The sequence below is a fragment of the Legionella lytica genome (assembly GCF_023921225.1).
In the GTDB taxonomy this organism is placed as follows: domain Bacteria; phylum Pseudomonadota; class Gammaproteobacteria; order Legionellales; family Legionellaceae; genus Legionella; species Legionella lytica.
This window is the reverse complement of sequence record NZ_CP071527.1, coordinates 931,114-955,785: the sequence shown is the minus strand read 5'-3', so window position 1 is coordinate 955,785 and position 24,672 is coordinate 931,114. Positions and strand designations below refer to the sequence as shown.

Sequence of the window (24,672 nt, the reverse complement as noted above, 5' to 3'; positions counted from 1 at the left end):
CATTCTGTATATTGACCAAGGTCACATTTTTGTGGCCTTTTGGTTTTTGTACAAGCCTCATTTCCTTCACCTAAGGATTAGATCATGACTATTAAAGAACGTCTCAACAATGATATTAAAGACGCAATGCGTGCAAAAGATAAAAATCTATTAACCACATTACGTTTAATTACTGCTGCAGTAAAACAGATTGAAGTTGATGAACGTATTGATGTCGATGAAGAACGCATGTTAGCGATCTTGGATAAAATGAGCAAACAACGTAAAGAGTCTATTTCTCAATACGAAAAAGCAAATCGTGACGATTTAGTAGCGCAAGAACAATTTGAGCTTTCCGTAATTGCTAAATACTTACCTGAGCCATTGTCTGCCGCTGAAATAGAAAAACTAGTTCAAGACGCAATTGCCTCAACTGGCGCTGAAAAAATGGCAGATATGGGCAAAGTTATGGCGCAACTAAAGCCAAGCTTGCAAGGCCGTGCTGATATGTCGCAAGTGAGTACTCTAATTAAGGCCAAGTTAAGCTGAGGATATCTATGTCTGGCTTAATTCCGCAGCCATTCATTGACGATCTCCTGCAACGCACTGATCTGGTTGAGTTAATTGATAGCTATGTTCCCCTTAAAAAAAGGGGAAATAGCTATACTGCGTGCTGCCCATTTCACAATGAAAAATCCCCTTCCTTCAACGTAGTTGCCAGGAAACAGTTCTACCATTGCTTTGGCTGTGGAGCATCAGGTAATGCCATTAGCTTTGTGATGAATTATCTCAACCAGGGCTTTATTGATGCTGTTGAAACCTTAGCAACACGTGTAGGACTTACTGTTCCTCGTGATGGGCAAAACGAGAAAAATAATGTATCGCAGGATTTATATAAACTGATGTCTGCGGTCAACCTTTACTACCAAAAACAACTCAAACACGAAGGACAACCAGCCGTTAACTACTTACGTGGTCGAGGCTTAAGTGGCGAAATAGCAAAATTATATCAATTAGGTTTTGCCAATGAAGGTTGGCATAACCTGGAAAAAGCGTTCCCGCGTGATCAAAAAGAATTGATCACTACAGGTATGCTTATAAAAAATGATGAAGGCAAAATTTATGATCGTTATCGCAATCGAGTTATGTTCCCGATTCATGACCGTCATGGACGCATTATTGGTTTTGGTGGCCGCGTACTCGATGACCAAAAGCCTAAATACTTGAACTCCCCTGAGACGATAATCTTTCAAAAAAGCAAAGAACTCTATGGGTTACATCAAATTTTACAACAAAAAAAATCCATTGATTACATCATTATTGTTGAAGGTTATATGGATGTGATTGCCTTAGCGCAACACGGCATTATGAATGCCGTGGCAACCCTGGGCACAGCTACTAGCAGCTATCACATTCAACTGCTTGCCAAACATACTAAATCCCTAGTGTTTTGTTTTGATGGGGATAATGCAGGAAAACAAGCTGCCTGGCGCGCTCTTGAAAGCAGTTTGCCTTACTTAAATGAAGGATTAGATGCACGTTTTATCTTCCTTCCTGAAGAACATGATCCAGATAGTTTGGTTCGCGCAGAAGGCAATGAGAATTTTTTAAACCGGCTAAAACAGGCAATACCTTTGCACCGTTTTTTCCTCAATACTCTAGCGAAAAATATTAATTTGCAAAACCCCGCAGGAAAAACGCAGCTAATCAACTTGGTCAAACCTTTTTTACAAAAAATGGCAGAAGGATCATATAAACAATTATTGATTGATGAACTGGCTCGCCTAACTCATATCGAAAGCCATCGACTCAACCTTTTGCTAACCGATCAAGCCCCTGCGCCAGCACCCAAAGAACAAACAACAAGCATCGCTCGCACCCCAATGCGTATTGCAGTGGCCCTACTCTTACAACACCCAGAAATCTATGCCAAGTGTAAAGAGCAAATTAATCCGAGTTTATTAGATGCCAACGAGCATGAAATTTTATTACAACTATTCCAGCAACTTGCAGCAAATCCACAAGCCAATACTGCTTCATTAATTGAAACCTGGCGCAACCATTCTTATTTTGACTTTATTAACCGGCTAGCAGCATGGAATCATCAAGTTCCTGAAGCAGAACTAGTAAAAGAATTTATCGATATAATCTTATTTTTGCAAAAACAAAACCAAGAATTAATTATACGCCGACTAATTGAAAAATCCCGTCAACAGGGTTTAACCGAAGCCGAGCGAATGAGTTTGCAAAAAATGTTACAGGAGCGACACGTGTAAACATAAAAAACTTATCGGGGCTGTTTACATTTCGCTGGCTTGATCCAAAATGGCGCGAGCAGCGAAATGTAAACAACCCCTACTCCACGCCTGGCGCGGGGGTAGAACAAATCAGTGCAAATAGTTCAATAAACTACTGGCATGTTCCTGCTAGCCAGTTTATAATCAGAACATTTTGTAATGCTTAATTGTCCTTAAAAAGAAGTGCCTATGACCATGAATGATCAAGAACAGCAAAGCTCACAGATAACCAAAGTCATTAGCCTGGGAAAAGAACAAGGCTATTTGACTTATAGTCAAATCAATGACTTATTACCTAACATCGTTGATACCGAACATTTCGATGTCATTATCAGCATGTTAGAAGGGATGAACATCAAAGTATTTGAACTCCCGCCAGGCGATGATGAATTAGCTCTTCTTCTTAATACTGAAGAAGTACCTGATATTGAAGAAGCAGCGATGGTACTTGCGTCCGTCGATAAAGAAACCGGTCGTACCACCGATCCTGTACGTATGTACATGCGCGAAATGGGTACTGTTGAGCTATTGACTCGCGAAGGTGAAATCCGCATTGCGAAACGCATTGAAGAAGGGATTTATCAAGTTCTTAAATCTCTGGCTCACTATCCAGAAACAGTTCAATTAGTTCTTGATGACTACGAACGCGTCAGCACTCAAGAAATTCGCCTTAACGAAATCATTAGCGGCTTTGCTGACGGTGATGAAGAAGTTGCTCCTGCTGCAAGCATTGGCTCTATGCTCGATGAAGTACAGCAAGAAGCTATGATCTTATCGGATGAAGAAGACGAAGAGAGCGATGGTGAAGGCACTATGGCCGAAGTTGATGATGGCCCAAACCCTGAGCAAGCACAAATTTACTTTGATGAGCTTCGTGCCTGTCTTGAGGTAGCAATTAACGTTGGAAATGAACACGGCAGAGCGCATGCTAAAACCCTAAAAGCTTTAGATGCAATGTCCGAGTCATTCTTAAAGCTGAAGTTAACTTCACGCCAGGTTGATCGTTTAACCCGCCATTTCCGTCAATTACGTAATCATATTCGTGAATACGAACGTAATATAATGCGTCTCTGTATTGAAAAAGCGCGTATCCCACGTAAGTTATTTATTGATACATTCCCAGGACAAGAAACTGATCTTGAATGGTTAGGAAACGTCACAGCGAAGCATGCTAAAAAATTAGATATGCCTCGTATTGAAGAATACAAAGAAGAAATTCTACGCATCCAATCGCGCCTGGTTTCTTTTGAACTTGAATACGGCTTAAGCATTAGTGAAATTAAAGACATCAACCGTAAAATGTCGATTGGCGAAGCCAAAGCTCGCCGCGCCAAGAAAGAAATGGTTGAAGCAAACTTACGTCTGGTAATTTCTATTGCTAAGAAGTACACCAACCGTGGTCTACAATTCCTAGACTTAATTCAGGAAGGGAACATTGGTTTGATGAAAGCGGTAGATAAGTTTGAATACCGTCGCGGTTACAAATTCTCTACCTATGCTACTTGGTGGATTCGCCAGGCAATTACCCGCTCGATTGCGGATCAGGCACGGACCATTCGTATTCCGGTACATATGATTGAAACCATTAACAAGCTCAATCGTATTTCCCGACAAATACTGCAAGAAACTGGTCGTGAAGCAACTCCGGAAGAGTTAGCAGAAAAAATGGAACTTAGCGAAGACAAGATTCGTAAAGTTCTAAAAATTGCTAAAGAGCCTATTTCAATGGAAACACCTGTTGGTGACGACGATGATTCACACTTAGGTGATTTCATTGAAGACAACAACATCGAATCACCAATCGATATGGCAACTGCCGAAGGCTTACGCGAAGCAACTCTGGAAATCTTGGAAACATTAACCCCAAGAGAAGCCAAAGTACTACGCATGCGTTTTGGCATCGAAATGAATACCGACCATACTCTAGAAGAAGTTGGTAAACAATTCGACGTAACCCGCGAACGTATCCGCCAAATCGAAGCAAAAGCTCTACGCAAACTACGCCACCCATCACGCTCAGAGAAGCTAAGAAGCTTCCTAGAAGGTGACGAAGGCTAGTCTGTTTCGGAAAATGAGCACCACCATCACTTAATGTTGGGCCTTGGCCCAACATTAAGTTCCGCTGTGGCTCAATTCCATTGTTGAGCCATGAGCCCAACCTACAATTCCTTAACTTAACGCCTAAAGAACTAAAAACGTCCCTTCTATCAATTATTATACTTAGCCGCCTCCTGCAACCCCAAAACCGCCCCAAAGCGCTGTGAAGCCGAAATAAAGCTACAAAAAGCAATCAACTCAATAACTTCCGCTTCAGAAAAATAATCCTTTAAATAATTCACATCTTGCTCACTAACCGAATTATGATCGATGGCAAATTTATTAGCAAACCGCAAAGCCACAAGCAACCGAGCCTCTTCCACATTTTTATCAGGAGGCCCTGCTTTCGCCATACAATACTGACACTGATTCGTAAAAGCCAAAGCCCGTCGCACCTGCTCTAAAAAATCAGCTCCCAACGTTGGACTCTTAAAAAAAGCCATTTCCAAATCGTTCCACTCCGCCAAGATATGCGGAGCATGGCCCAACAAACGCTCAAAAGGAGTCGTACCATTATTAGAAAGACGAACATACGACATAGATATTTACCTCAAACAAAATAATCATTCAAAGTAACATACCACCCCACAAAAACACATGCAAAAATGCATTTAAAACACATAAAACCAATTGCTTATAAAAACTTACGAAAAAAACTAGCACAATAATCAATTTAAGTTTAAAATAAACTCCTCTTCCGGGCCCATAGCTCAGTTGGTTAGAGCAGCGGACTCATAATCCGTTGGTCCTAGGTTCAAGTCCTAGTGGGCCCACCAATTAAATTTAGTAAAATCAACAACTTGCAATCGACTATTCCGCCCCCTCAAAAACCATTGTGGGGATTTTGTGGGGAACAGTAGACACAAACTCATAAACTAACTACCTTACGTCCATGAGATGTATCTTTTTCTTTCCTATTATTTGGATTACGAAGCAACGTGAGAACTACCCCACTTTGTTGCTTTTCGCAAACCTTGTTTCCAGCTTCATATAGATTCTGCAATTCGGCTGATGAGTAATGCGTTGTAATACGACCTGAACGATGCCCAAGCAGATCTTGCCTGTCTTCAAAACTCACACCAACAGAACGCAAGCGTCTGCCAAAGGTGTGTTTCAGATCATGAACACGCACAAACTCCAAACCAGCTTTCTTACGAGCCTCTTTCCAGCCTGTATTATTTATACGGGTAACCGGATTGCCTTTAAAGGTAAACACAAACTGCTTATGTTTGCCTCTTTGGTTATCAACTACCGATTTTGCCGTTTGATTACAGACAACTAAGCGCTCTTCACCATTTTTAACCATTTCAGGCGGTATGATGAACACCAATAAGTGTGACAATTGAGGGATCTTAATTTCCCAATCCCATTGCAAATGACACACTTCACTCTCTCTGCATCCCGTATTTACCGCAAATAGCGCCATTTGCTCTAAATGCGATGGCAACTCAGAAAAAAGCTTGTGTTGTTCATCCCAACTTAGCGGATAAGGCTTACGCAAATCATCTTCTGGTAATAATTTAATTTTAGGTGCATTCAGCAACCAAGTTAGTCCAAATTCGTCAATCCACTCGGTTGCAGCCAGATTACAGATACGACGTACTATTTTTAGACCATGGTTAATCGTTCTCGTTTTAACCTGATCCTGACGTCGCCCGTCAATAAATGGCTGTAAAGTTCCCATGTGAATCGAATCTAAAGGCATTTTACCAATATACTGAACCAGAACACGTAAACGCCCTGCATCAGAATCAATGCTTCGCTTATGTTGGTTTTCATCCAAAAATTTAATGGCTGCTTCCATAAACGTACGTTTGGGTCTTACACCAAACACACTCGCCTGCCTTACTTCTTCTAAACGTTTTGCAAAGTATTTTTCTGCTTCTTCGAGGTTGCCCGTACCAGTGCTTTCTCGAATTCTGCATCCAAAGACCGCTTTATCGATGTGCCAATAGTCACCTCTTTTGAAGAGACCCGGCGATTTTTTTCGTCCCATTGTTCCAAACTCCTCTGCTTGGTTACCGCAGGACGACCACTACACTGTATATAATCGTCCACCCAGGCGTCTAAATCAAGTCGATCAAATGCAACTCCCTGAACTCCCATAGGGATTTCAACCAAATTAGGTCTGACATCTTTATTAAATCGATGGCGATCCATACCCACATAGGTTGGGGCATCTCTTAAGCGAATTAGTCGGGGGATTAGGTGAATATTACCCATGATTTCTCAACTCCTGTAACTCATAAATCAAAATACTCGTTTCGAGTATTTATTAGAGCATATTGAGCACTTCACTGCAAATATTTTTTTAGGCTATACCTATAAGAATTTTATTTGTACAATGGCTATCAGAATTTAATATAAGGTGACATCAAAATGAGTTTAATGGACAAACTTGAATATGCTGTAGGGAATGAGTATTTGATCAGCCACAAAGATTTATTGTTAGATATAAATCAAAACAAACAGAGCCAGGCTAATTCTAATAAAATTGTTTCAATACAAAAACAGTACCAGCCTGATAGCAATAAAATAGTGAACATAAAACAATTTAATGCATAAGCTTATAGTAGTAGGGTCGGGAATTAAATCGATTTCCCATCTGACCGAAGAAACTAAACGAGTTATTCAAAACGCTGATAAGGTACTCTACCTTCTCAATGAAGATAACCTAAAACAATGGATTCAACGAGAAGCAAAAAATTCTGAATCGTTGGATTCTATCTACTTTAGCAGCGAAAAACGTATTGAAGCTTATCAAGCATTAACAAATCATATTATTGAAGAATATAAGAAAGTTTCAATTTTATGTGTTGTTTTTTACGGCCACCCTACCGTTTTTGCAGACTCAGCACTTAATGCCGTGAGACAAATTAAGAAAGATGGTGGTGACGCCATCATTCTGCCAGCAGTATCTACCCAAGACTGCTTATTTAGTGATCTTGAAATTGACCCAGGTGATCAGGGATGTTTTTCAATTGAAGCTACAGAGCTGGTATTATTTGAACGGTTCATTGATGTTCATGCGCATTTAATACTTTGGCAAGTTGCAAACTTTGGTAGAACTGATGGGAAAAAAACTAACTATCTAGCAATTTTAAAAGATTATCTAAGTGGCTACTATCAAGCGAATTACTCTATATGTCTTTATGAAGCCCCTTCCCTGCCTACTTGTTCCCCCCGAATTGAATGGATTCAACTTTGTAACCTTGAGTTATCAATTATTTCTTCAATAACAACAGTATACATCCCACCAATCGAAAAAAAGACTATTAGCAACGAATACCTGAAGCTGCTCGATCTGACAGTTGACGATTTAACACTAAGTTGATAAATACTCCGCTCGTTTTAATCTATACAACGCGTGTCTAATAAGTGGGCTCCCTAACGGTACCTTTGGATTGTCAAAATCATCTTCTGAAGTAGTATGCAAGCCAATCTTTTGCATTACTCGAATAGACGGTTTATTTAATACCGATGTAAATGAAACTACTTCACCCAAATCTAATTTCCTAAAAGCATAATCAAGCACCGCTTTGGCGGCCTCTGTTGCATAGCCTTGGTTCCAGTGTTTTGAGGATAAACGCCAACCAATTTCAACCGCAGGAGTAAAATGAGCTTGAAATGTTGCAGTAAATAAACCTACAAAACCAATCATTTCACCAGTATTTTTAATTTCAGCAGCATATAGGGAAAAGTTTTTTTCTTCTTGATGAGAAATGATTTTATCTATGAATGCAATGGTTTCTTCCCGCGTGGGTATGGCTGGGAAAAACTGCATTACTTTTGGGTCCTGGTTAATGGCAATTAATGATTCCACATCCTTTTCTTGAAAAGTTCGTAGAAATAATCGTTTTGTTTCTAATATTCTCATCTATATAACCTTATTGTTTTCTTAATCTAACGCAACCTCTAAATAACTTCGCATCGCTGGCAAATTGCGTTTTATCGCTGCAATAAGAAAAAGCAAATCTGTTATCTGTTCCCTCTAGTTCTTCAGAACTATTAATGCTTTTATTACTAGAGGATTTATAGTGGTAAAAAGAAAACTCCGTTTGTTTGCTTACATGATAAAGAAGGCTTCCAAAAGCGGAACTGTTATCCGCAGTAAACTCCGACTGATAAGCCAACAGCACATTTTTTAGCATTTCCAGTTCACTATAAGCACTATTGCTTTGATTGGTTTTAAACGTATTAATCTTGGCAAAGGGACACTGTAAGGGATAATAAACACTATCAGCTTGACCATTCAAAGTTGACGGAACCATAACTGTCGCTGTGTATTCCAAGTCATAACATTCATTATAAATTTTCTGAATTGTCTTAACTGGAAAATACTGTTCATCAACTGCCGGTTTAACGCCAATACCTGAGCCCATACAAATATTAAAAATGTATTTTGCTGTATCCATGATAAATGGCGTAGGTCTGAAACGATTAATGCTCTTGGCACTGAGAAATAGATCATTACAAGAAGCATCGTAAGTATTTTGCGTCAGCTTTTTCCTTAACGACTCCGAGAAATACAGTTTCAGCTTAAGCCATTTATCATTATGTTTAACTTCATTGATAAATTGCTCTGAAAAATAAAGAATCTCGCTATACCAGTTATCTATAGTATTTTTATCCTTCAATATTTCTTTAAATACAAGGTAATGCTCATAAGGAGATTTAGGTGCAGGAACAGCCACATTAAAATATTTTTGAATTCTTGTATGCTTTCTTTTACAACCGATATTCGGTAATAAAAAGGACGAAAGAGCCCCAGAAGAAACAGAGAGCACATTGTTATCGACGGTCTGATCCTCATCAAAAATAACCTGCATATTAAAAATTGCACCAGGACCCTGTACACAGTCAGGAAAGATGCGCTCATCTTCACCAAAATAATGCCACTCGCAAAACTTATCCAGTATTAAGCCCAAGGGCAAACTATTTTTTCCATAACCAAGATGGTTGAATAAATAATTATCGGTGTGCTTGCTGTCAATTTTTTCCATTTGACCGTTGGTGGTTGGGAGATAAGCATGATTTTTAATGCCGAAATGTTCACCAAATTTATAACGAGCTACAAAGAATGGTATTTTTTTGTCAGGTTTAATTTCTTCAATAACACGATACATTGACTTGTTTATTTTTTTTACTTTGTGTTTGATTTCATCCCATGAAACTTTAGTAATACTGTTCATTCCTAAACATCCATACAACAAATTAAATATTAATTATCCTATCTTCAAAACAGGATAATAGCAGAAAAGGATTAATTTTATCCATTTTAAATGTTAGAGTCACCTTCAAAAATAGTTTTAGGGAAAAATTATGTTGTCAGAAAAAATGCCTAAAGGAATAATGCCTCTTTATTTAATACAGGCCTTTTCAACCTTTTCCTATGCGATTCTATATTCTTCATTATCTCTGTTTCTCACTAAACAATTAGGATTAACGAATACCCTTTCAAACAGCATTGTTGGGTTATTTCTAGCATTTAACTATATTCTGCATTTACTCGGCGGAGTGGTTGGTGGACGATATCTAAGTAACAGAGCCTTATTTTTAATTACCACAGCCATACAAACGATCGGTATTTTACTTTTAGCACTTTCAGTTAAATCGTTGCTTTATCTTGGACTGAGTTTATTTCTGGTAGGATGTGGCTTAAACACTACTGCATACAACAGTATACTGACACAACGTTTTGCGCCGAATGATAACCGCAGAGATAAAGCCTTTTTCTTAAGTTATTCTTACATGAATGTAGGCTTTTGCGCGGGTTACATCATCAGTGGCTTTTTTGATTACTCCAATCAATATCAAACGCTTCTCTATGCCAGCATCATTCCAAACGTAATTACGCTTTTGCTAATGTGGGGTTACTGGACAAACTTAAATGATCGCGACACTCCGTTGCTCAATGTTAAAAGCAAAACTTCACTAAACTTCAAAAAAGCTATTGGCTGGGGAATTATATTATCTCTTATTCCATTCACTCTGCTTTGTTTTCATAAAGCTCAGTTCAGCAATGGAGTTGTAGTAGGCCTGAGCGTTATTATGTTTTTTGTCATCTTATATCTTGGCTACCAACAAAAATCGACTTTGGATAAACAAAAGATAATGACTTTTCTAATACTGACAGTAACATCAATCTTATTCTGGATGATCTACTTCACAGGCCCAATGGGCATAACCCTATTTATTAAAAACAATGTTGATAAACATTTATTCCATTATGAAATGGCGACCCAATGGCTTTTGAATATCAATGCCATGGTGATCATTATCGGTGCTCCGTTGTTATCGATTGTGCTCACACGACTGCAAGCAAAAGGATACAATGTATCAATAACCAAACAATTTGTTTGGGCATTCCTGATATTAGCGGGCTCTTTCTTCTGCTTATCCAGCGGTATTCTCTCAGCTAATAAGCATGGATATGTTAGTGTTTATTGGGTAATGCTCCATTTCACCTCGCAAGCGATTGCAGAGTTATTAATAGGACCAGTCGGTTACGCCATGATTGGCAAAATTTCCCCTCCACATTTACAAGGTGTACTTATGGGCACCTGGATGATGGTATCAGGCGTATCAGCCTCTTTATCTCATTACTTTTCCAATGCGATGACCCAAGGTGAATCCACAAATCCATTGCTATCTAATGGTGATTACCTGCATGTATTTAACCAGCTGGGTATGTGGGCAATATTAGGTGCTGTTTTCCTTTACTTGATCGCAAAAAGAATCAGACCTGTTATCGAGCAAACGAAAGATTCAGAACTCTCGAAGGTTGTAACAGCTGCTTAAGAGAAAAGCCTCAATAGGTAACAAATTAATCAAAATTGCATTTTACCTCTGATCTTTTTCATGTAAAAAAACTAATTTTATCGATATCACGGCTATGGTTTACTGTTTTTTGACTGGACTATGCCGTAATAATATGAAAGCGAGGATGTTTTACATGGAATGTTTTATCGAGGTTTCGGAACCTGTTATTAATGTTAAGTTTCAATTAAAAAAAGATACCCAGAAATATTTAATTGATTATATCTTGTCCTACAGTGAATTGGACTGTAAGGAGCTAGCTCAGATACTTGAAGCTAGCCCATTAATGCTCAGCCAGGTATTAGCTGGAAAAGAGTTCTTAGGACCTTCGAAGGCACACAGCCTATTTGATTATTTCACTATGCTGATTGGCCATTAATATTTTTAATTTCTGTGATGCCGAGTCTGTTCTATGAATTTAATAATTCATAGAACAGACCCACCCCGCAAATAAATCAAGACTAGAACACTTTGAATATAATCATGCTTAAAAATTGATTAATCAAGATAAATTCATTAACATAACCGGTTTTAAACCTTTTTAGCCTAATGTGATCCCTTTTTCATTGGCTATACTTGTTTTTATATTGCAAACAATTAAAAGAGAAGAGCAATGAATGATAGGTGGTTATCGGTTGATGAAATTGGCGAGTATCTCGGGGTTAAGAGAGATACTGTATACAAATGGATTAATGATAAAGGAATGCCAGCCCATAAAATTGGACGACTTTGGAAGTTTAAGATTTCTCAAGTTGATGCTTGGATAGAAGCTGGAAGCACACAGCAAACCGAAATGAATAATTAAGAGCGTGGCTCATTCACCAGGAAGGAAAAATGGTTAACCAGAATCCCGAACAAATAGCCCGCGATGAGATAGATGCTCGACTCAGAAAAGCAGGCTGGGATGTGCAAGATAAGAAAAAAATAGACTTTTCTGCCTCTCTGGGTGTGGCCGTGCGTGAATATCAAACAGATGTTGGCCCTGCTGATTATGTGCTGTTCGTGAACAAACAGGCAGTAGGAGTCATTGAAGCCAAGCCGGAGTATTGGGGCGAAAAAATAACTACCGTTGAAGAGCAATCCTTTAATTATGCAAGCGCGAAACTAAAGTGGGTCAATAACGAAAAACCATTGCGTTTCATATATGAAAGCACTGGAGTGATCACACGTTTTACAGATAACTTAGACCCTAATCCTCGTTCACGTGAAGTTTTTAATTTTCACTGCCCTGAAACATTAGCCAAATGGATGCGTGAGAGCAAAAGTCTGCGCGGCCGCCTACAAGATTTCCCACTATTAAAAACCGATGGTCTACGCGATTGCCAAATTACAGCAATCGCCAATTTAGAAGCTTCGCTTAAGCAAGATAAACCACGAGCATTAGTGCAAATGGCCACTGGCTCTGGCAAAACCTTTACCGCTATCACCGCTAGCTATCGTTTGTTAAAAGAGCCTGTAAGTGCTAATCGCATCTTGTTTCTGGTAGACACAAAAAACTTGGGGGAACAGGCAGAACAGGAGTTTATGAGTTTTCTACCCAATGACGATAACCGCAAGTTCACAGAACTATACACCGTGCAACGGCTAAAAAATCAGTACATCGCCAAAGATGCCCAAGTCTGTATAAGTACCATCCAGCGTATGTATTCCATCTTAAAAGATGAACCACTTGATGAAACGTTGGAAGAACAAAACCCAGCAGAACAGTACACCCGCCCTAAAGAGCCCTTACCAGTGGTATATAACAAGAAAATTCCACCCGAGTTTTTCGATGTCATCATCATCGATGAATGTCACCGCTCCATCTACAACCTGTGGCGACAGGTACTCGAATACTTTGATGCTTATCTGGTAGGTTTGACTGCAACGCCCGATAATCGTACCTATGGTTTCTTCCGTAAGAATGTGGTCAGCGAGTACGACCACGAAAAAGCTGTAGCCGATGGTGTAAACGTCGGTAATGAGATCTTTGTAATTGAAACCGAAAAAACCAAACAAGGTGGAATGATTACCGCTAAACAGCAGGTGGAAAAACGCGAGCGCACTACCCGTCGTAAACGTTGGGAAACCCAGGACGAAGAGGAAGCTTACACCAACAAGCAACTGGATAGAAACATAGTTAACCCTGACCAGATCCGTACTGTAATTCATACATTTAAAGATGCTTTACCCTCTATATTCCCTGGTCGCAAGGAAGTACCTAAGACGCTGATCTTCGCCAAAACTGATAGTCACGCTGACGACATCATCCAAGTTGTGCGTGAAGAATTTGGGGAGAGCAATCAATTCTGTAAAAAGGTCACCTATCGAGTAGCTAACGACAAAACCGATGCTGATGGCAACATCATAGAAAAAGGTGAAGATCCAAAATCGGTGTTAGCCCAGTTCCGCAACGACTACTTCCCGCGTATTGCTGTCACCGTAGATATGATTGCCACCGGAACTGATGTCAAACCATTGGAATGTCTGCTATTTATGCGAGATGTGAAAAGCAGAAACTACTTCGAGCAAATGAAAGGTCGCGGCACCCGAACGCTGGAAAAAGACAGTCTGCAAAAGGTCACACCTTCAGCACAAAGTGCAAAAACGCATTACGTGATTGTCGATGCCATTGGTGTCACCCAATCGTTGAAAACTGCCAGTCAACCTTTAATCACCAAACCCGGAGTATCACTCAAAGATTTGGCAATGGGTGTCATGATGGGTGCAAGTGACAACGATACAGTATCCTCGCTTGCTGGTCGCCTGGCACGGCTCGATAAACAACTAGACGACAAAGAACGCGCCCGCATAGCTGAAAAAGCTGGTGGCACACCATTATTGATGATTGTCGGTGAGCTATTTAATGCCATTGATGGTGACCGAGTGGAACAAAAAGCACTAGAAATAACGGGCCAACCAGTGGGCACCGATCCAGGGGAGATCGCCCGCGATAAGGCACAAAAAGATTTGGTGCGTAAAGTGGCCAATATGTTTAATGGTGAACTCATTGAGCTAATTGACACGATTCGCCGTGACAAAGAACAAACTATTGTTCACGACGATTTGGATACCCTACTTAAAGCTGAATGGGCTGGTGAAACCACCGAAAATGCCAATGCCTTAACCCAAGAGTTTGCTCAGTACCTTCAAGAGCAAGCCAACGAAATAGATGCACTGAGTATTTATTTTCATACTCCGGCACGGCGCTCTGAAATCACATATCCGCAAATCAAAGCCCTGCTGGAACAGCTCAAGCAAGATCGACCAAAACTTGCCCCGCTGCGCATCTGGCATGCTTATGCACATATCGACAACTATCACGGTGATAACCCCATAAGTGAATTGACCGCCTTGGTGGCACTGATTCGCCGTGTTTGTGGTATCGACAAATGCATCACCCCATTTAACAAAATTGTTAGAAAGAACTTTCAGGATTGGATTATGAAATATCATTCCGGTAACAGTGACAAATTTAACGAGCAACAAATGGCTTGGCTGCATTTAATTCGAGATCATATGGCCAGCTCCTGCCACTTTGAGCACGACGATCTGGATATGGCACCTTTTAATGCCCAAGGTGGTTTAGGGCGTATGCACCAGCTATTTGGTGGTCGCATGGATTGGGTGATAGATGAATTGAATCGGGAGTTAGTAGCATAATGAAAAATCAACTTCCAAGCGGATGGATTACGTGTAGCCTATCCGATCTTGTCACTGACGTTAGAAAAATTGGAGGAGATTGGGATAAAGATACTCAAATTGAGTATGTAGATATTTCTGCAATTGACAACCAGCAAAATACTATAGGTTTTACTAAAACCTTCCTTCTTAAGGATGCTCCGTCTAGAGCCAAGCAAGTAATCAAGGCTGGAGATGTTCTTTTTTCACTGGTTAGGCCATATTTAAAAAATATAGCCGCTGTACCATCCCGTTTAAACAACCAAATTGCCTCGACTGGATTTTGCGTTTTAAGACCATCATTTGGTCTTGACGAAAAATTTTTGTTCTTTAAGGTCTTGACCGGTGAATTCATTAATTTGGTTTCAGGTAAGCAGTATGGAGTTAGTTATCCAGCCGTAAAAGAGGAACAAATTAAAATACAATTACTAGATTTGCCTCCTCTGAACGAACAAAAACGTATTGTTGCTAAAATCGAAGAACTTTTTTCCGAGCTAGATAACGGCATCATTGCACTCAAAAAAGCCCGCGAACAACTCAAGGGGTACCGCCAAGCCTTACTCAAACATGCCTTTGAAGGCAAACTTACCGCCAAGTGGCGTGAGGAAAATTTCGAGAAACTGGAAACCCAAGAACAACTACTCACCCGCATCCAACATGAGCGCAACACTCATTATCAGCAACAACTGAATGAGTGGAAAGCGAAACGTAAACCGACTAAACCAAAAGAGCCAGAACAAATAACTTCATTATTGATATCTGAGGTTCAGAATCTGTATAAGCTACCAGAAGGATGGGTATTTTTAAGGTTAGGTAATTTTATTGATAAAATCGATGCCGGTAAAAGTTTTAAATGCGATGAGCGCGAACCAATTGCTGGTGAAATTGGGGTTGCGAAAGTTAGTGCAGTAACATGGGGTGAGTATGATGAATCTGAAAGTAAAACCTGTCTTGATACGGCCAGGGTAAATCCGGATTACTTCATAAGAAGTGGTGATTTTATTCTTAGCCGTGCAAATACCATTGAATTAGTAGGTGCTTGTGTAATCTCTAGAAAAGTCACAAAACCCATAATGTTAAGCGATAAAACATTGCGAATTAACCTCAGCAGTATAAATAAAAAATATGTACTTCAGTACTTACGCTCACACTATGGTCGCAATGAAATTATGAAGAGAAGTACTGGAAATCAAGAATCTATGCGCAATATTGGACAAGACAGGATTCAAAGCATCGTTGTTCCTGTTTGTGGTAGTTCGGAAATGGATTTGATAGATACTATCATCAATGAAAAACTTGAATCTATTTCTCAAGTTTCTAAGGAAATTGAGATACAACTATTAAAAGCGGAAACCCTCCGTCAATCGATCCTGAAAAAAGCTTTTTCCGGTAGGCTTGTACCCCAAGACCCAAGTGATGAATCAGCCAGCGAATTATTAGCACGGATTAGAGCCGAGAAAGAACACAAAAAAAAGCCAGCTAATAAATCAGCAATCAAACACAGCCGAAAAAAAGTTAGCAGCGAGGCTTGAAAGTAAAAATTGCCCATATATACATTTAAGTTTAAATTTAAGGAACAAATTTGATGAATACTTCTTCTATCATCTCCAGAGTTTGGAGCTTCTGTACCACTCTACGCGATGATGGTGTAGGCTACGGCGATTATCTTGAACAGCTCACATATCTAATCTTTCTGAAAATGGCGGATGAGTATGCCAAACCACCCTACAATCGTGATGTTGGTATCCCGGAAAAGTATAACTGGCAAACACTCACCAACAAGAAAGGTGCTGAGCTTGAAGTGCTTTATGTTGAGTTGTTACGTGAGCTTGGCAGACAAAAAGGCATGCTGGGGCAAATTTTTACGAAAGCGCAAAACAAGATTCAAGATCCAGCCAAGTTATATCGCCTGATAGACATGATAAACAGTACCCAATGGATCATGATGGGTTCAGATGTTAAAGGTGATATTTACGAAGGATTACTGGAAAAGAATGCGGAAGATACAAAATCTGGTGCGGGCCAATATTTCACTCCGAGGGCATTGATTCGCACAATGGTGGAGTGCGTGCGACCTGAACCAGGTAAAACAATAGCCGACCCATCTTGCGGTACTGGTGGATTTTTCCTTGCAGCTTATGACTTTTTAACAAACCCCGAAAACTATCAACTCGACAAAGAGCAAAAGCAGTTTCTGAAACACCATACATTCTATGGTAATGAAATCGTCGCAAACACCCGTCGTTTGTGTTTAATGAATATGTTTTTACATAACATTGGCGAAATTGATGGCGATAGTCTGGTTTCCCCGAATGATGCATTGATAGCAGCAAGCGATGTCAGCGTTGATTATGTACTAGCAAACCCACCCTTTGGTAAGAAAAGCTCAATGAGTTTTACCAATGAAGAGGGCGAACAAGAAACTGATGATCTAACCTATAACCGCCAGGATTTTTGGGCAACCACTTCGAACAAGCAACTTAATTTTGTACAGCATATACGCAGCATGCTAAAAACCACGGGTAAGGCAGCAGTTGTGGTACCAGATAACGTGTTATTTGAAGGTGGCGCTGGCGAGACTATCCGAAAAAAGCTGCTTGAAAATACCACCCTACATACCATCCTGCGTTTACCAACAGGTATTTTTTACGCTAATGGGGTTAAAGCAAACGTCCTATTTTTTGACAACCAACCCGCTAGCCCAAATGTTTGGACTAAACATGTCTGGTTCTATGACTACCGTACAAATATCCACCATACACTCAAGAAAAAAACCATGCGATTTGACGATCTGGCAGATTTCATTGAATGTTATAACCCCAATAATCCAAGTGAACGCAAAGAAACTTGGCACCCTGAAAAGAACACAGATGGACGCTGGCGCAAATATAGCTATGAAGAATTAATTGCGCGAGACAAAACAAGCCTTGATATTTTCTGGTTAAAGGACAAAAGTTTGACTGATCTGGATAACCTGCCTGAGCCAGATGACCTCGCTGAGGAGATCATCGAAAATCTTGAAGCGGGTCTAAACAGCTTCAGAGCAGTACTTGTCGGACTGATAAAATAGATTTAAAAGAGACACTTAGATGAATGTTGAAATCCAAAACTGTAATAACATCGATTCAGCAAAATTATCGATTACTGAAAACATAATAAATATAAAATTTGCATATAATGGAACAGGGAAGAGCACTATTGCCAAAGCCTTACAATGCTATTCAACTGGAGATAATAGTACTTTAGAAGGCTTGATGCCTTTTAAATATAGGGATGACAATCCAAGCAATGTACAACCAAAAGTAATCGGTGCGGATAATGTTAAAAATGTAATGTGTTTTAATGAGGATTACGTCAACCAGTTTATTTTTAAGCCCGAAGAACTTGTTAGTAACAGTTTCGACATTTTCATCAGAACTGATGCATATAAAAAAACAGAGCAAGAAATTGAGGAAATCGTCAAAAATATACAGCATCAATTTACAAACAACCCAGAATTAGAAACATTGATCTATAATCTTAAGGAGTTAAGCGGGGCATTTAAACTGACAAGTTCAGGCCAACTTTCAAAGTCTTCAACCGGATCAAAGGGGCTGTCGGTTGGAAATAAGATTACACACATTCCTCAAGGACTGGAATCATATACTCCATTCATTCAAAGTGATAAAAACGTCAACTGGATAGATTGGCAAACAAAAGGGCATGCAGAATATTCAAACTTGGCTAACGTTTGTCCTTTTTGCTCAACTGATTCAACCAGCAAGAAAGAACAAATTAGTAGAGTCAGTAAAGAATACGATAAAAATTTGATAAAAAACCTCACCGGCATAATCGATATGGTGAATAAGCTTGGTGATTATTTTTCAGATGAAGCTAGAGAAAAGCTCATCTCCATCACAAAATTAAAGGATGGAATTGAAAAAGAACATGAGGCCTTTATCGTTAATGTTAAAGAACAAATTGATATTTTCATTGAAAAGCTAGAACACCTCAGAACACTATCAGGATTCCACTTTAAAGAAGGTGAAAAGGTTGAGGAGAAATTACCATCCTATAAGTTGAGCCTTGATTTTTTTTCTAATCTTAAGTCAGTTAAAACCCAAGAGGCTATCACATCAATCAATACTTCGATTGATGAACTAATAGTTAAAGGTGGTCAGTTACAAGCGAAGATTAATATCCAACGGAAGGAAATGCAGAAACTCATTAAAAAGCATCAGACTGATATTAATAATTTTTTGTCATATGCTGGTTATCGATATAAAGTAAAAATATCAGGAAAAGAGGGAAACTCTCAACTTAAGCTAATGCATATTGACCATAGTAAACATCTTAGTGGTGGGAACCAGCATCTAAGCTTTGGCGAGAGAAATGCTTTTGCTATTGTGTTATTTATGTATGAGTGTTTGGCTAAAAAATCCGATTTAATAATCTTAGATGATCCCATATCGTCCTTTGACAAAAATAAAAAATTTGCAATATTAGAAATGTTATTCCGAAGGGATTCAAAATCATGTCTTAAAGGCAAAACCGTACTAATGTTAACGCATGACATTGAGCCGATAATTGACACCCTTAAATCGGTGAAAAAACAGTTTCATAATCAGGTCTCGGCCTCTTATCTAAGATATAAAAAAGGCCAAGTGTTTGAGCAGTCAATCTGCGAAAATGATATTAAGACATTTGCCCAGATATGCGGAAATGTTATCAAATCAGATTGTGACAATGTCATCAAACTTATATATCTAAGGCGCCACTATGAGATTATGGATGATCATGGTGATGCATATCAGGTTTTATCAAATCTTTTTCACAAAAGAGAAAAGGCTTTTGATTCACGAGAAGAGACATCGAGTGGACACCCAGAGATGGACCCTATCAAGTTTTCTCAAGGTATTGATGAAATTAGAAAAAAAGTAACGAACTTTGATTACCAGAATATGCTGAATTGCATATCAGATGAGAACAGCTTAAAAACTCTTTATCAGAGTTGCCAAAACGGATACGAAAAGTTACAAGTGTTTAGGCTTTTTGGTACAAAAATTGAAAATTCGATTATTCAAAAATTTATTAATGAAACTTATCACATAGAGAATGAATTTATATGTCAGCTAGATCCTATTAAGTTTGATCTAATACCTGAGTATATTGTAGATGAATGTAATAAGATATTGCAGGAGGTCCAGTGAAATTCCTACACACAGCTGACTGGCAAATCGGGAAACAATTCGCCAATATAAAAGGTGACATTGCCGCCTTCCTTCGCGAAGCAAGATTCGATGTCATTAAGACCCTTGGCAGCCTTGCAAATCAACATAAAGCTGACGCCATTTTGGTTGCAGGTGATGTATTTGATGCCAACGAAATTAGTGATACCACCATCCGAAAAACACTCAACGCCATGCAGGAATACAAAGGACCATGGATATTATTGCCAGGTAACCATGATCCGGCATTGGCGCAAAGTGTTTGGACAAGAATGAAAAACTTACCTGAAAAAACAGATAATATTATTTTGGCTTTGGACCCTGAACCTATATCAGTTGCTAATGATAAACTTCTAATATTGCCGGCACCATTAAAATTACGCCATGAATATAAAGATTTAACAGAATGGTATGATACATTCCAAGCCCCTTCATCAGCTTTTAAAGTGGGACTGGCACATGGTTCGATTGAAGGATTCCTACCTGAATCTGCTGAAATTCATAATATGATATCTTATCAGCGAACCGAAAAAGCAGAATTGGACTATCTCGCTTTAGGTGACTGGCATGGCCAAATGAAGGTCTCAACTAAAGCATGGTATGCCGGAACGCCAGAACAAGATCGATTTCAAGATAACGAGCCGGGCAAGGCTTTATTGGTGACACTAAATAAAAATGACCACATGCCAAGGGTTGAATCCTTAGATACTGGAAAATACCAATGGCATAAAATTCAATTTGCTATATTTACGGCAAATGATATCGAAGCTCTAAATGATGATTTTTCAAAGTTTCAATCTGCTAAAAACCAGGTAATATCATTGAGCTTAGATGGTAATTTATCTTTGGAGAATCGTCAGAAATTAGAACAGTTGCTAGACAGCTGGAAAGCGAAGTTCGCAATGCTGGAAATAGACGATACAAATCTAAAGCTAAGTCCTTCTGAACAGGATTTACAGGCTTTTCAATCCGCAGGATTCTTAAGTAATACCTTAGAGAAACTTTTAGCGATCAAAGAGAATGAATCAAATGAACAGCATCCCTTTGCTGATAGAGCTATCCAAATGCTTTGGCAAGAGCTGCAATCAAATAAAGGGGTTGGTTAAATTATGTTGCTAAAATCGATTGCAATTGAAAATTTTCAACAGTATGAAAAGCCTTTTGAACTAACAGGACTTTCTTCCGGTATAAATGTCATTTATGGCGATAATGAGGCAGGAAAATCCACCCTTTTACGTGCATTGAGAGCCATATTATTTGACAGATTTAACGGCATGGGCGCTGATGACTTTGCTGGTTACAAAGGGGGTAGCCCAGAAATTAAGATTGAGTTTGAACTAGTTGGTAACAGTTATACCCTTGAAAAGATATTTTCTAAGAAAAAAGATGGACGAGCCTTATTGACCAATGAAAAGGGTGTTCAATGGACTGGTTCTGAGGCTGAAATTCAGCTAGCTGAACTATTAAAATTCGATAATGTAGAACGAGGGTTAGCCAAATCGGAGCAACAAGGGATTTATGGGGTATTATGGGTTGAGCAAGGTAACGCCTGGCACCAAGTCTCCATATCAAATAACACCAAAGCCAGTCAGACCATCCAAAATGTACTCAGTCATGAATTAACCGATATGCTGAGCCAGGGGAAAGGTGAAATCCTTTTGAACAAATTTACTGATGAACTGAATGAATTTCAAACTGAGAAAGGTGGAAAGCCACGGGGTAAATATAAAGAAAAACTGGATGCCAAAGTTGTTGCTGAACAAAAATTGGAAGACCTGATAAATGAATTAAATACCTACCAGAAAAAAGTGGATAAACTATCTGACTATCAACAGGAACTGGCCTCTCTAGTTGAGGATAAGATTGAAGAAAATGACAAAGAACAACTTGAACAAGCACAAAAGCATTTAAAGCATGTGGAAGAAGTTAATAAAGAATATGAACAATGTAAGCAAGATCTGAAACTCGCTGTACTTAAGCATCAAACTGCTGAAACTGCCTTAGGTGAACGAAGTAAACTAATTGATAATCTGGATAAAGAAACCAAAAGCCATGATGCCTTTCTGTCACAGATCAAGGAATTAGAAGCTGAAACTAATCAGCTCAAAACAAATTTGGACACTGCCCAAAAAGCTTTGGCTACAGCTCGAAAAAAACATGAGCAAAGTCAGTTAGCTATAAAAAAAGCAAGAGATTATCAAAAACTGGTCGGAGTTCAAAGTCATATCAAACGCATTGATGAGCAACTTAAAAAAATACAAGCACTGAATAGTGACATTACAATAAAACAGAACAATCTATCACAAATACAACTAGATGCTATCGTCTTAAAAAATCTCAAACAGCTTACTGAACAAGTTAGTTCACTGCAAATGAAGTTTGACACTATAGCCACCCGAATTGAATATTCAATTAAAAATGATTCAGTGAAAATAAATGATCAATCTGTTGCTGGTAAGGGGGAATTACTTATTTCCAATAAGTCGACAATAACTTTTGGTAATAGTCATATTTTCATTATCCCTGGTGGAGAAGAACTAAGTGCGGTACAAACAAAATTAGAAGAAGCAAAGATACAGCTCTTTGCTGCTTTTGAAAAATACCAGATTACTTCAATGACTGAAGCAGAGGATCTGCTAGATAAGAAAAATTCCCTTTCAAATGAAATCACCTCACTAAAAACCCAAATTGATGTTCTTGCGTCTAACGGTATCAAATCATTAGAACAAGAATTAACTGAGAACCAATTAGAGGAAGCGAGTTTAAAAAAACTATTGGGCGAATCAGCACATGTTTCTATAAAAATAGCCGAAGAACAGGAAGAAATATCTTCTAACGAACTTACTAATTGCAGCGATAATGAACGACTAGCACATGATCAGTTTCTAATAAAAGATGCTGCGCTTAAACATGCAAAAACAGCACTATCAACAACAAAAGAAATTTTGACTGCAATTAATAATAAACTGGACGCAGCACGAAATGATCATTCAGATGAAGAACTGAAAAGTGCTGAACAGTCTATCGCTAAAGAAAAGCAACAGCTAAAGAACAAACTGGAATCTTTTGAAAGTACATTAAAAGACCTCGATCATGAGGGTGCTGTATCTGAAGTCGAGAGACGTCAGGGCGTTTTAAATTCTACTAAAAACAGAATTACTGACCTAAAGCAGCAAGTTAGAGATTTAACTATTGAGCTGCAAACGAGTGGTCATCGAGGACTGGCTGAAGAAAAAGAGCAAGCTGAACAGGAGCTAAAAGACATTAGCAAAGAAGTCAAACGACTAGGTATGCACGTTGGTTCATTAAACTTATTGTGCCAACTGATAAAAGAGAACATCCAATCCGCCAAAGAAATGCTGGTTAAACCTTTAACAGAGGCAATGACACCCTATTTAAAAATTTTATTCCCTAATTCAGAGCCAGTAATCGATGAAGAGTTTTCACTTCAGCATATATTGCGGGATGGTGTTAGAGAACCCTTTGAAAACTTAAGTATAGGTACTCGGGAGCAGCTTGCCATTTTGTTACGCTTAGCCTATGCAGACTTACTGGCTGAAAAAGGAGCTTCTGTTCCAGTAATTCTCGATGACGCATTAGTTAATTCTGATGATCTCAGACGCGAGAAAATGAAACAAATTCTGCACCGTGCATCTAAAAAACATCAAATTATACTCTTAACATGTCATGGCAATGACTATCGGGATTGCGGTGGAACATTCCTAAGTATTTAGCTTTTTAATGCTCTAACCAGACTAAAACTGCATCCAATAATCTGGGCTTGCATCTCACTGTAACCAACACGAATGTCAGCCCAATCCCCATTAAGTGCGATTAACTCAAACTGGTGAGTCTCTTTGGAGGCCGATAATTGCTTATACTTGCGAACAATTACTTCCTGATCCCCTTCCATCAAGGCCACTACAAAATCTCCAGGTTTGGGGCTTGTATCTGGATCTACGATGATGACATCATTAATCCGAAACTCGGGCATCATGCTTTCATCTTTAATCTGCAGTGCAAAAGCATTTTTTCCAATGCTATCGCTAACAGCTGTACTGACAGGAATAAACTCAATTTTAGTATCAACATCTTCTTTAATTTTCTGGATGAAAGCAGCTGGATCAATTGCTTGTTTGTAATCCAAGACAGGAATCAATGCCCCCATGCCAAGGGATTTCGTCATCTTCCCTTCACGGTTATCAGTTAAACACATCAAATAAGAAGCTGAAACTTCCAGTGCATCTGCCAACAATTTAATTTCTGTTGGACCAGGAGTTCGGTCCCCTCTTTCATAATTATTAATACGAGAAATTTTCAGCTCACTGGTCAACTCAGCCAATGCTTTTCTCGTCAATCCTTTGGCCTTTCGTTCATTCATGATTCTTTGGCCGATTTTCTCTTTGATGTTCATACCTATTCCACGGTGTTTGGTTAATAAATTAATCCATTTATATATTGACTATAACTCATTATGTGTTATTTTGAGATTTATTAACTACTCGTTTTGAGTAATTAAATACATTTAGAGTTATTAAACGTCTTAAGTTCTCAAAATGGTACCACAAGTTTCCTAGGGTGCTAAGACTTTTAGTTAAGGAATAACGGACTAT

At 38.9% G+C, this 24,672-nt stretch carries 20 protein-coding genes and 1 tRNA gene; 15 read left to right on the top strand and 6 right to left on the bottom strand.

The genetic code is table 11. The features are described from left to right. Positions 1 to 84: 84 nt before the first annotated feature. The 3 genes from J2N86_RS04270 to rpoD all read left to right on the top strand — a co-directional run bounded on the left by J2N86_RS04270 (position 85) and on the right by rpoD (position 4,334). Positions 85 to 528 carry a GatB/YqeY domain-containing protein gene (locus tag J2N86_RS04270; protein ID WP_252581139.1) on the top strand — a complete coding sequence of 148 codons (444 nt, stop codon included), beginning with the start codon at positions 85 to 87 and terminating at the stop codon, positions 526 to 528. Between the two features lie 8 nt (positions 529 to 536). Beyond that, entirely contained in the window at positions 537 to 2,255 is a 1,719-nt protein-coding gene (gene dnaG / locus J2N86_RS04265) for a DNA primase (RefSeq protein WP_252581138.1), read from the top strand. 210 nt (positions 2,256 to 2,465) lie between these two features. Further along, a complete protein-coding gene (gene rpoD / locus J2N86_RS04260) occupies positions 2,466 to 4,334 on the top strand; it encodes an RNA polymerase sigma factor RpoD (RefSeq protein ID WP_289781844.1) in 1,869 nt (622 codons plus the stop codon). 149 nt (positions 4,335 to 4,483) lie between these two features. On the opposite strand, the gene J2N86_RS04255 is transcribed toward rpoD, so the two are convergent. Further along, positions 4,484 to 4,912, bottom strand: a complete 429-nt coding sequence (locus tag J2N86_RS04255; protein ID WP_252581137.1) for a carboxymuconolactone decarboxylase family protein — start codon at positions 4,910 to 4,912, stop codon at positions 4,484 to 4,486. Positions 4,913 to 5,072: 160 nt separating this feature from the next. Between J2N86_RS04255 and J2N86_RS04250 the strand changes: the two genes are divergently transcribed. Further along, positions 5,073 to 5,149, top strand: a tRNA-Ile gene (locus tag J2N86_RS04250). A 92-nt stretch (positions 5,150 to 5,241) separates the two neighbouring features. On the opposite strand, the gene J2N86_RS04245 is transcribed toward J2N86_RS04250, so the two are convergent. Next, a complete protein-coding gene (locus J2N86_RS04245; RefSeq protein WP_252581136.1) occupies positions 5,242 to 6,207 on the bottom strand; it encodes a tyrosine-type recombinase/integrase in 966 nt (321 codons plus the stop codon). A 20-nt stretch (positions 6,208 to 6,227) separates the two neighbouring features. After that, positions 6,228 to 6,596: a hypothetical protein gene (locus J2N86_RS04240; protein ID WP_058450423.1), complete on the bottom strand. Its 369-nt coding sequence runs from the start codon at positions 6,594 to 6,596 to the stop codon at positions 6,228 to 6,230. Positions 6,597 to 6,752: 156 nt separating this feature from the next. On the opposite strand from J2N86_RS04240, the gene J2N86_RS04235 reads away from it, so the two are divergent. Together J2N86_RS04235 and J2N86_RS04230 are read left to right on the top strand one after the other, a co-directional pair. After that, entirely contained in the window at positions 6,753 to 6,938 is a 186-nt protein-coding gene (locus J2N86_RS04235; protein WP_252581135.1) for a hypothetical protein, read from the top strand. Continuing rightward, a complete protein-coding gene (locus J2N86_RS04230; protein WP_058522552.1) occupies positions 6,931 to 7,707 on the top strand; it encodes an SAM-dependent methyltransferase in 777 nt (258 codons plus the stop codon). Before J2N86_RS04235 ends, J2N86_RS04230 begins: the two co-directional genes overlap by 8 nt. On the opposite strand, the gene J2N86_RS04225 is transcribed toward J2N86_RS04230, so the two are convergent. Both J2N86_RS04225 and J2N86_RS04220 read right to left on the bottom strand, forming a co-directional pair. Further along, entirely contained in the window at positions 7,699 to 8,250 is a 552-nt protein-coding gene (locus J2N86_RS04225; protein ID WP_252581134.1) for a GNAT family N-acetyltransferase, read from the bottom strand. The genes J2N86_RS04230 and J2N86_RS04225 overlap by 9 nt on opposite strands. A 10-nt stretch (positions 8,251 to 8,260) precedes the next feature. Further along, positions 8,261 to 9,565 (bottom strand): hypothetical protein, encoded by a 1,305-nt coding sequence (locus J2N86_RS04220; RefSeq protein WP_252581133.1) that lies wholly within the window; start codon positions 9,563 to 9,565, stop codon positions 8,261 to 8,263. Between the two features lie 130 nt (positions 9,566 to 9,695). Between J2N86_RS04220 and J2N86_RS04215 the strand changes: the two genes are divergently transcribed. The 9 genes from J2N86_RS04215 to J2N86_RS04175 all read left to right on the top strand — a co-directional run bounded on the left by J2N86_RS04215 (position 9,696) and on the right by J2N86_RS04175 (position 23,793). Further along, the gene (locus J2N86_RS04215) at positions 9,696 to 11,174 is read left to right on the top strand and encodes a peptide MFS transporter (protein WP_252581132.1); all 1,479 of its coding nucleotides are present in this window, start codon (positions 9,696 to 9,698) and stop codon (positions 11,172 to 11,174) included. A gap of 154 nt (positions 11,175 to 11,328) precedes the next feature. Then, positions 11,329 to 11,571, top strand: coding sequence for a hypothetical protein (locus tag J2N86_RS04210; protein WP_252581131.1), 243 nt, complete (start codon positions 11,329 to 11,331; stop codon positions 11,569 to 11,571). Positions 11,572 to 11,805: 234 nt separating this feature from the next. Next, a complete protein-coding gene (gene mads1 / locus J2N86_RS04205; protein WP_252581130.1) occupies positions 11,806 to 11,997 on the top strand; it encodes a methylation-associated defense system helix-turn-helix domain-containing protein MAD1 in 192 nt (63 codons plus the stop codon). Positions 11,998 to 12,026: 29 nt separating this feature from the next. Beyond that, entirely contained in the window at positions 12,027 to 14,834 is a 2,808-nt protein-coding gene (locus J2N86_RS04200) for a type I restriction endonuclease subunit R (RefSeq protein ID WP_252581129.1), read from the top strand. After that, positions 14,834 to 16,384: a restriction endonuclease subunit S gene (locus tag J2N86_RS04195; RefSeq protein ID WP_252581128.1), complete on the top strand. Its 1,551-nt coding sequence runs from the start codon at positions 14,834 to 14,836 to the stop codon at positions 16,382 to 16,384. The genes J2N86_RS04200 and J2N86_RS04195 overlap by 1 nt, the downstream gene beginning before the upstream one ends. 53 nt (positions 16,385 to 16,437) lie before the next feature. Beyond that, on the top strand, positions 16,438 to 17,922 hold the full coding sequence (locus J2N86_RS04190) for a class I SAM-dependent DNA methyltransferase (RefSeq protein WP_252581127.1): 1,485 nt from the start codon (positions 16,438 to 16,440) through the stop codon (positions 17,920 to 17,922). 19 nt (positions 17,923 to 17,941) lie between these two features. Beyond that, complete coding sequence (locus J2N86_RS04185) at positions 17,942 to 20,041, top strand: AAA family ATPase (protein ID WP_252581126.1); 2,100 nt, start codon at positions 17,942 to 17,944, stop codon at positions 20,039 to 20,041. Then, positions 20,038 to 21,165: a metallophosphoesterase family protein gene (locus J2N86_RS04180; RefSeq protein ID WP_252581125.1), complete on the top strand. Its 1,128-nt coding sequence runs from the start codon at positions 20,038 to 20,040 to the stop codon at positions 21,163 to 21,165. Before J2N86_RS04185 ends, J2N86_RS04180 begins: the two co-directional genes overlap by 4 nt. A gap of 3 nt (positions 21,166 to 21,168) precedes the next feature. Then, on the top strand, positions 21,169 to 23,793 hold the full coding sequence (locus J2N86_RS04175) for an AAA family ATPase (RefSeq protein ID WP_252581124.1): 2,625 nt from the start codon (positions 21,169 to 21,171) through the stop codon (positions 23,791 to 23,793). Here J2N86_RS04175 and J2N86_RS04170 read toward each other — a convergent pair. Continuing rightward, the gene (locus J2N86_RS04170) at positions 23,790 to 24,473 is read right to left on the bottom strand and encodes a helix-turn-helix domain-containing protein (protein WP_252581123.1); all 684 of its coding nucleotides are present in this window, start codon (positions 24,471 to 24,473) and stop codon (positions 23,790 to 23,792) included. The two genes, J2N86_RS04175 and J2N86_RS04170, sit on opposite strands and share 4 nt — an antisense overlap. Positions 24,474 to 24,672 lie beyond the last annotated feature (199 nt).

Excerpts from the sequence above, each read along its gene's own strand:
- J2N86_RS04270 (WP_252581139.1), top strand. The coding sequence starts at position 85 with ATGACTATTAAAGAACGTCTCAACAATGATATTAAAGACGCAATGCGT.
- dnaG (WP_252581138.1), top strand. The coding sequence starts at position 537 with ATGTCTGGCTTAATTCCGCAGCCATTCATTGACGATCTCCTGCAACGC.
- rpoD (WP_289781844.1), top strand. The coding sequence starts at position 2,466 with ATGACCATGAATGATCAAGAACAGCAAAGCTCACAGATAACCAAAGTC.
- J2N86_RS04255 (WP_252581137.1), bottom strand. The coding sequence starts at position 4,912 with ATGTCGTATGTTCGTCTTTCTAATAATGGTACGACTCCTTTTGAGCGT.
- J2N86_RS04240 (WP_058450423.1), bottom strand. The coding sequence starts at position 6,596 with ATGGGTAATATTCACCTAATCCCCCGACTAATTCGCTTAAGAGATGCC.
- J2N86_RS04235 (WP_252581135.1), top strand. The coding sequence starts at position 6,753 with ATGAGTTTAATGGACAAACTTGAATATGCTGTAGGGAATGAGTATTTG.
- J2N86_RS04230 (WP_058522552.1), top strand. The coding sequence starts at position 6,931 with ATGCATAAGCTTATAGTAGTAGGGTCGGGAATTAAATCGATTTCCCAT.
- J2N86_RS04225 (WP_252581134.1), bottom strand. The coding sequence starts at position 8,250 with ATGAGAATATTAGAAACAAAACGATTATTTCTACGAACTTTTCAAGAA.
- J2N86_RS04220 (WP_252581133.1), bottom strand. The coding sequence starts at position 9,565 with ATGAACAGTATTACTAAAGTTTCATGGGATGAAATCAAACACAAAGTA.
- J2N86_RS04215 (WP_252581132.1), top strand. The coding sequence starts at position 9,696 with ATGTTGTCAGAAAAAATGCCTAAAGGAATAATGCCTCTTTATTTAATA.
- J2N86_RS04210 (WP_252581131.1), top strand. The coding sequence starts at position 11,329 with ATGGAATGTTTTATCGAGGTTTCGGAACCTGTTATTAATGTTAAGTTT.
- mads1 (WP_252581130.1), top strand. The coding sequence starts at position 11,806 with ATGAATGATAGGTGGTTATCGGTTGATGAAATTGGCGAGTATCTCGGG.
- J2N86_RS04200 (WP_252581129.1), top strand. The coding sequence starts at position 12,027 with ATGGTTAACCAGAATCCCGAACAAATAGCCCGCGATGAGATAGATGCT.
- J2N86_RS04195 (WP_252581128.1), top strand. The coding sequence starts at position 14,834 with ATGAAAAATCAACTTCCAAGCGGATGGATTACGTGTAGCCTATCCGAT.
- J2N86_RS04190 (WP_252581127.1), top strand. The coding sequence starts at position 16,438 with ATGAATACTTCTTCTATCATCTCCAGAGTTTGGAGCTTCTGTACCACT.
- J2N86_RS04185 (WP_252581126.1), top strand. The coding sequence starts at position 17,942 with ATGAATGTTGAAATCCAAAACTGTAATAACATCGATTCAGCAAAATTA.
- J2N86_RS04175 (WP_252581124.1), top strand. The coding sequence starts at position 21,169 with ATGTTGCTAAAATCGATTGCAATTGAAAATTTTCAACAGTATGAAAAG.
- J2N86_RS04170 (WP_252581123.1), bottom strand. The coding sequence starts at position 24,473 with ATGAACATCAAAGAGAAAATCGGCCAAAGAATCATGAATGAACGAAAG.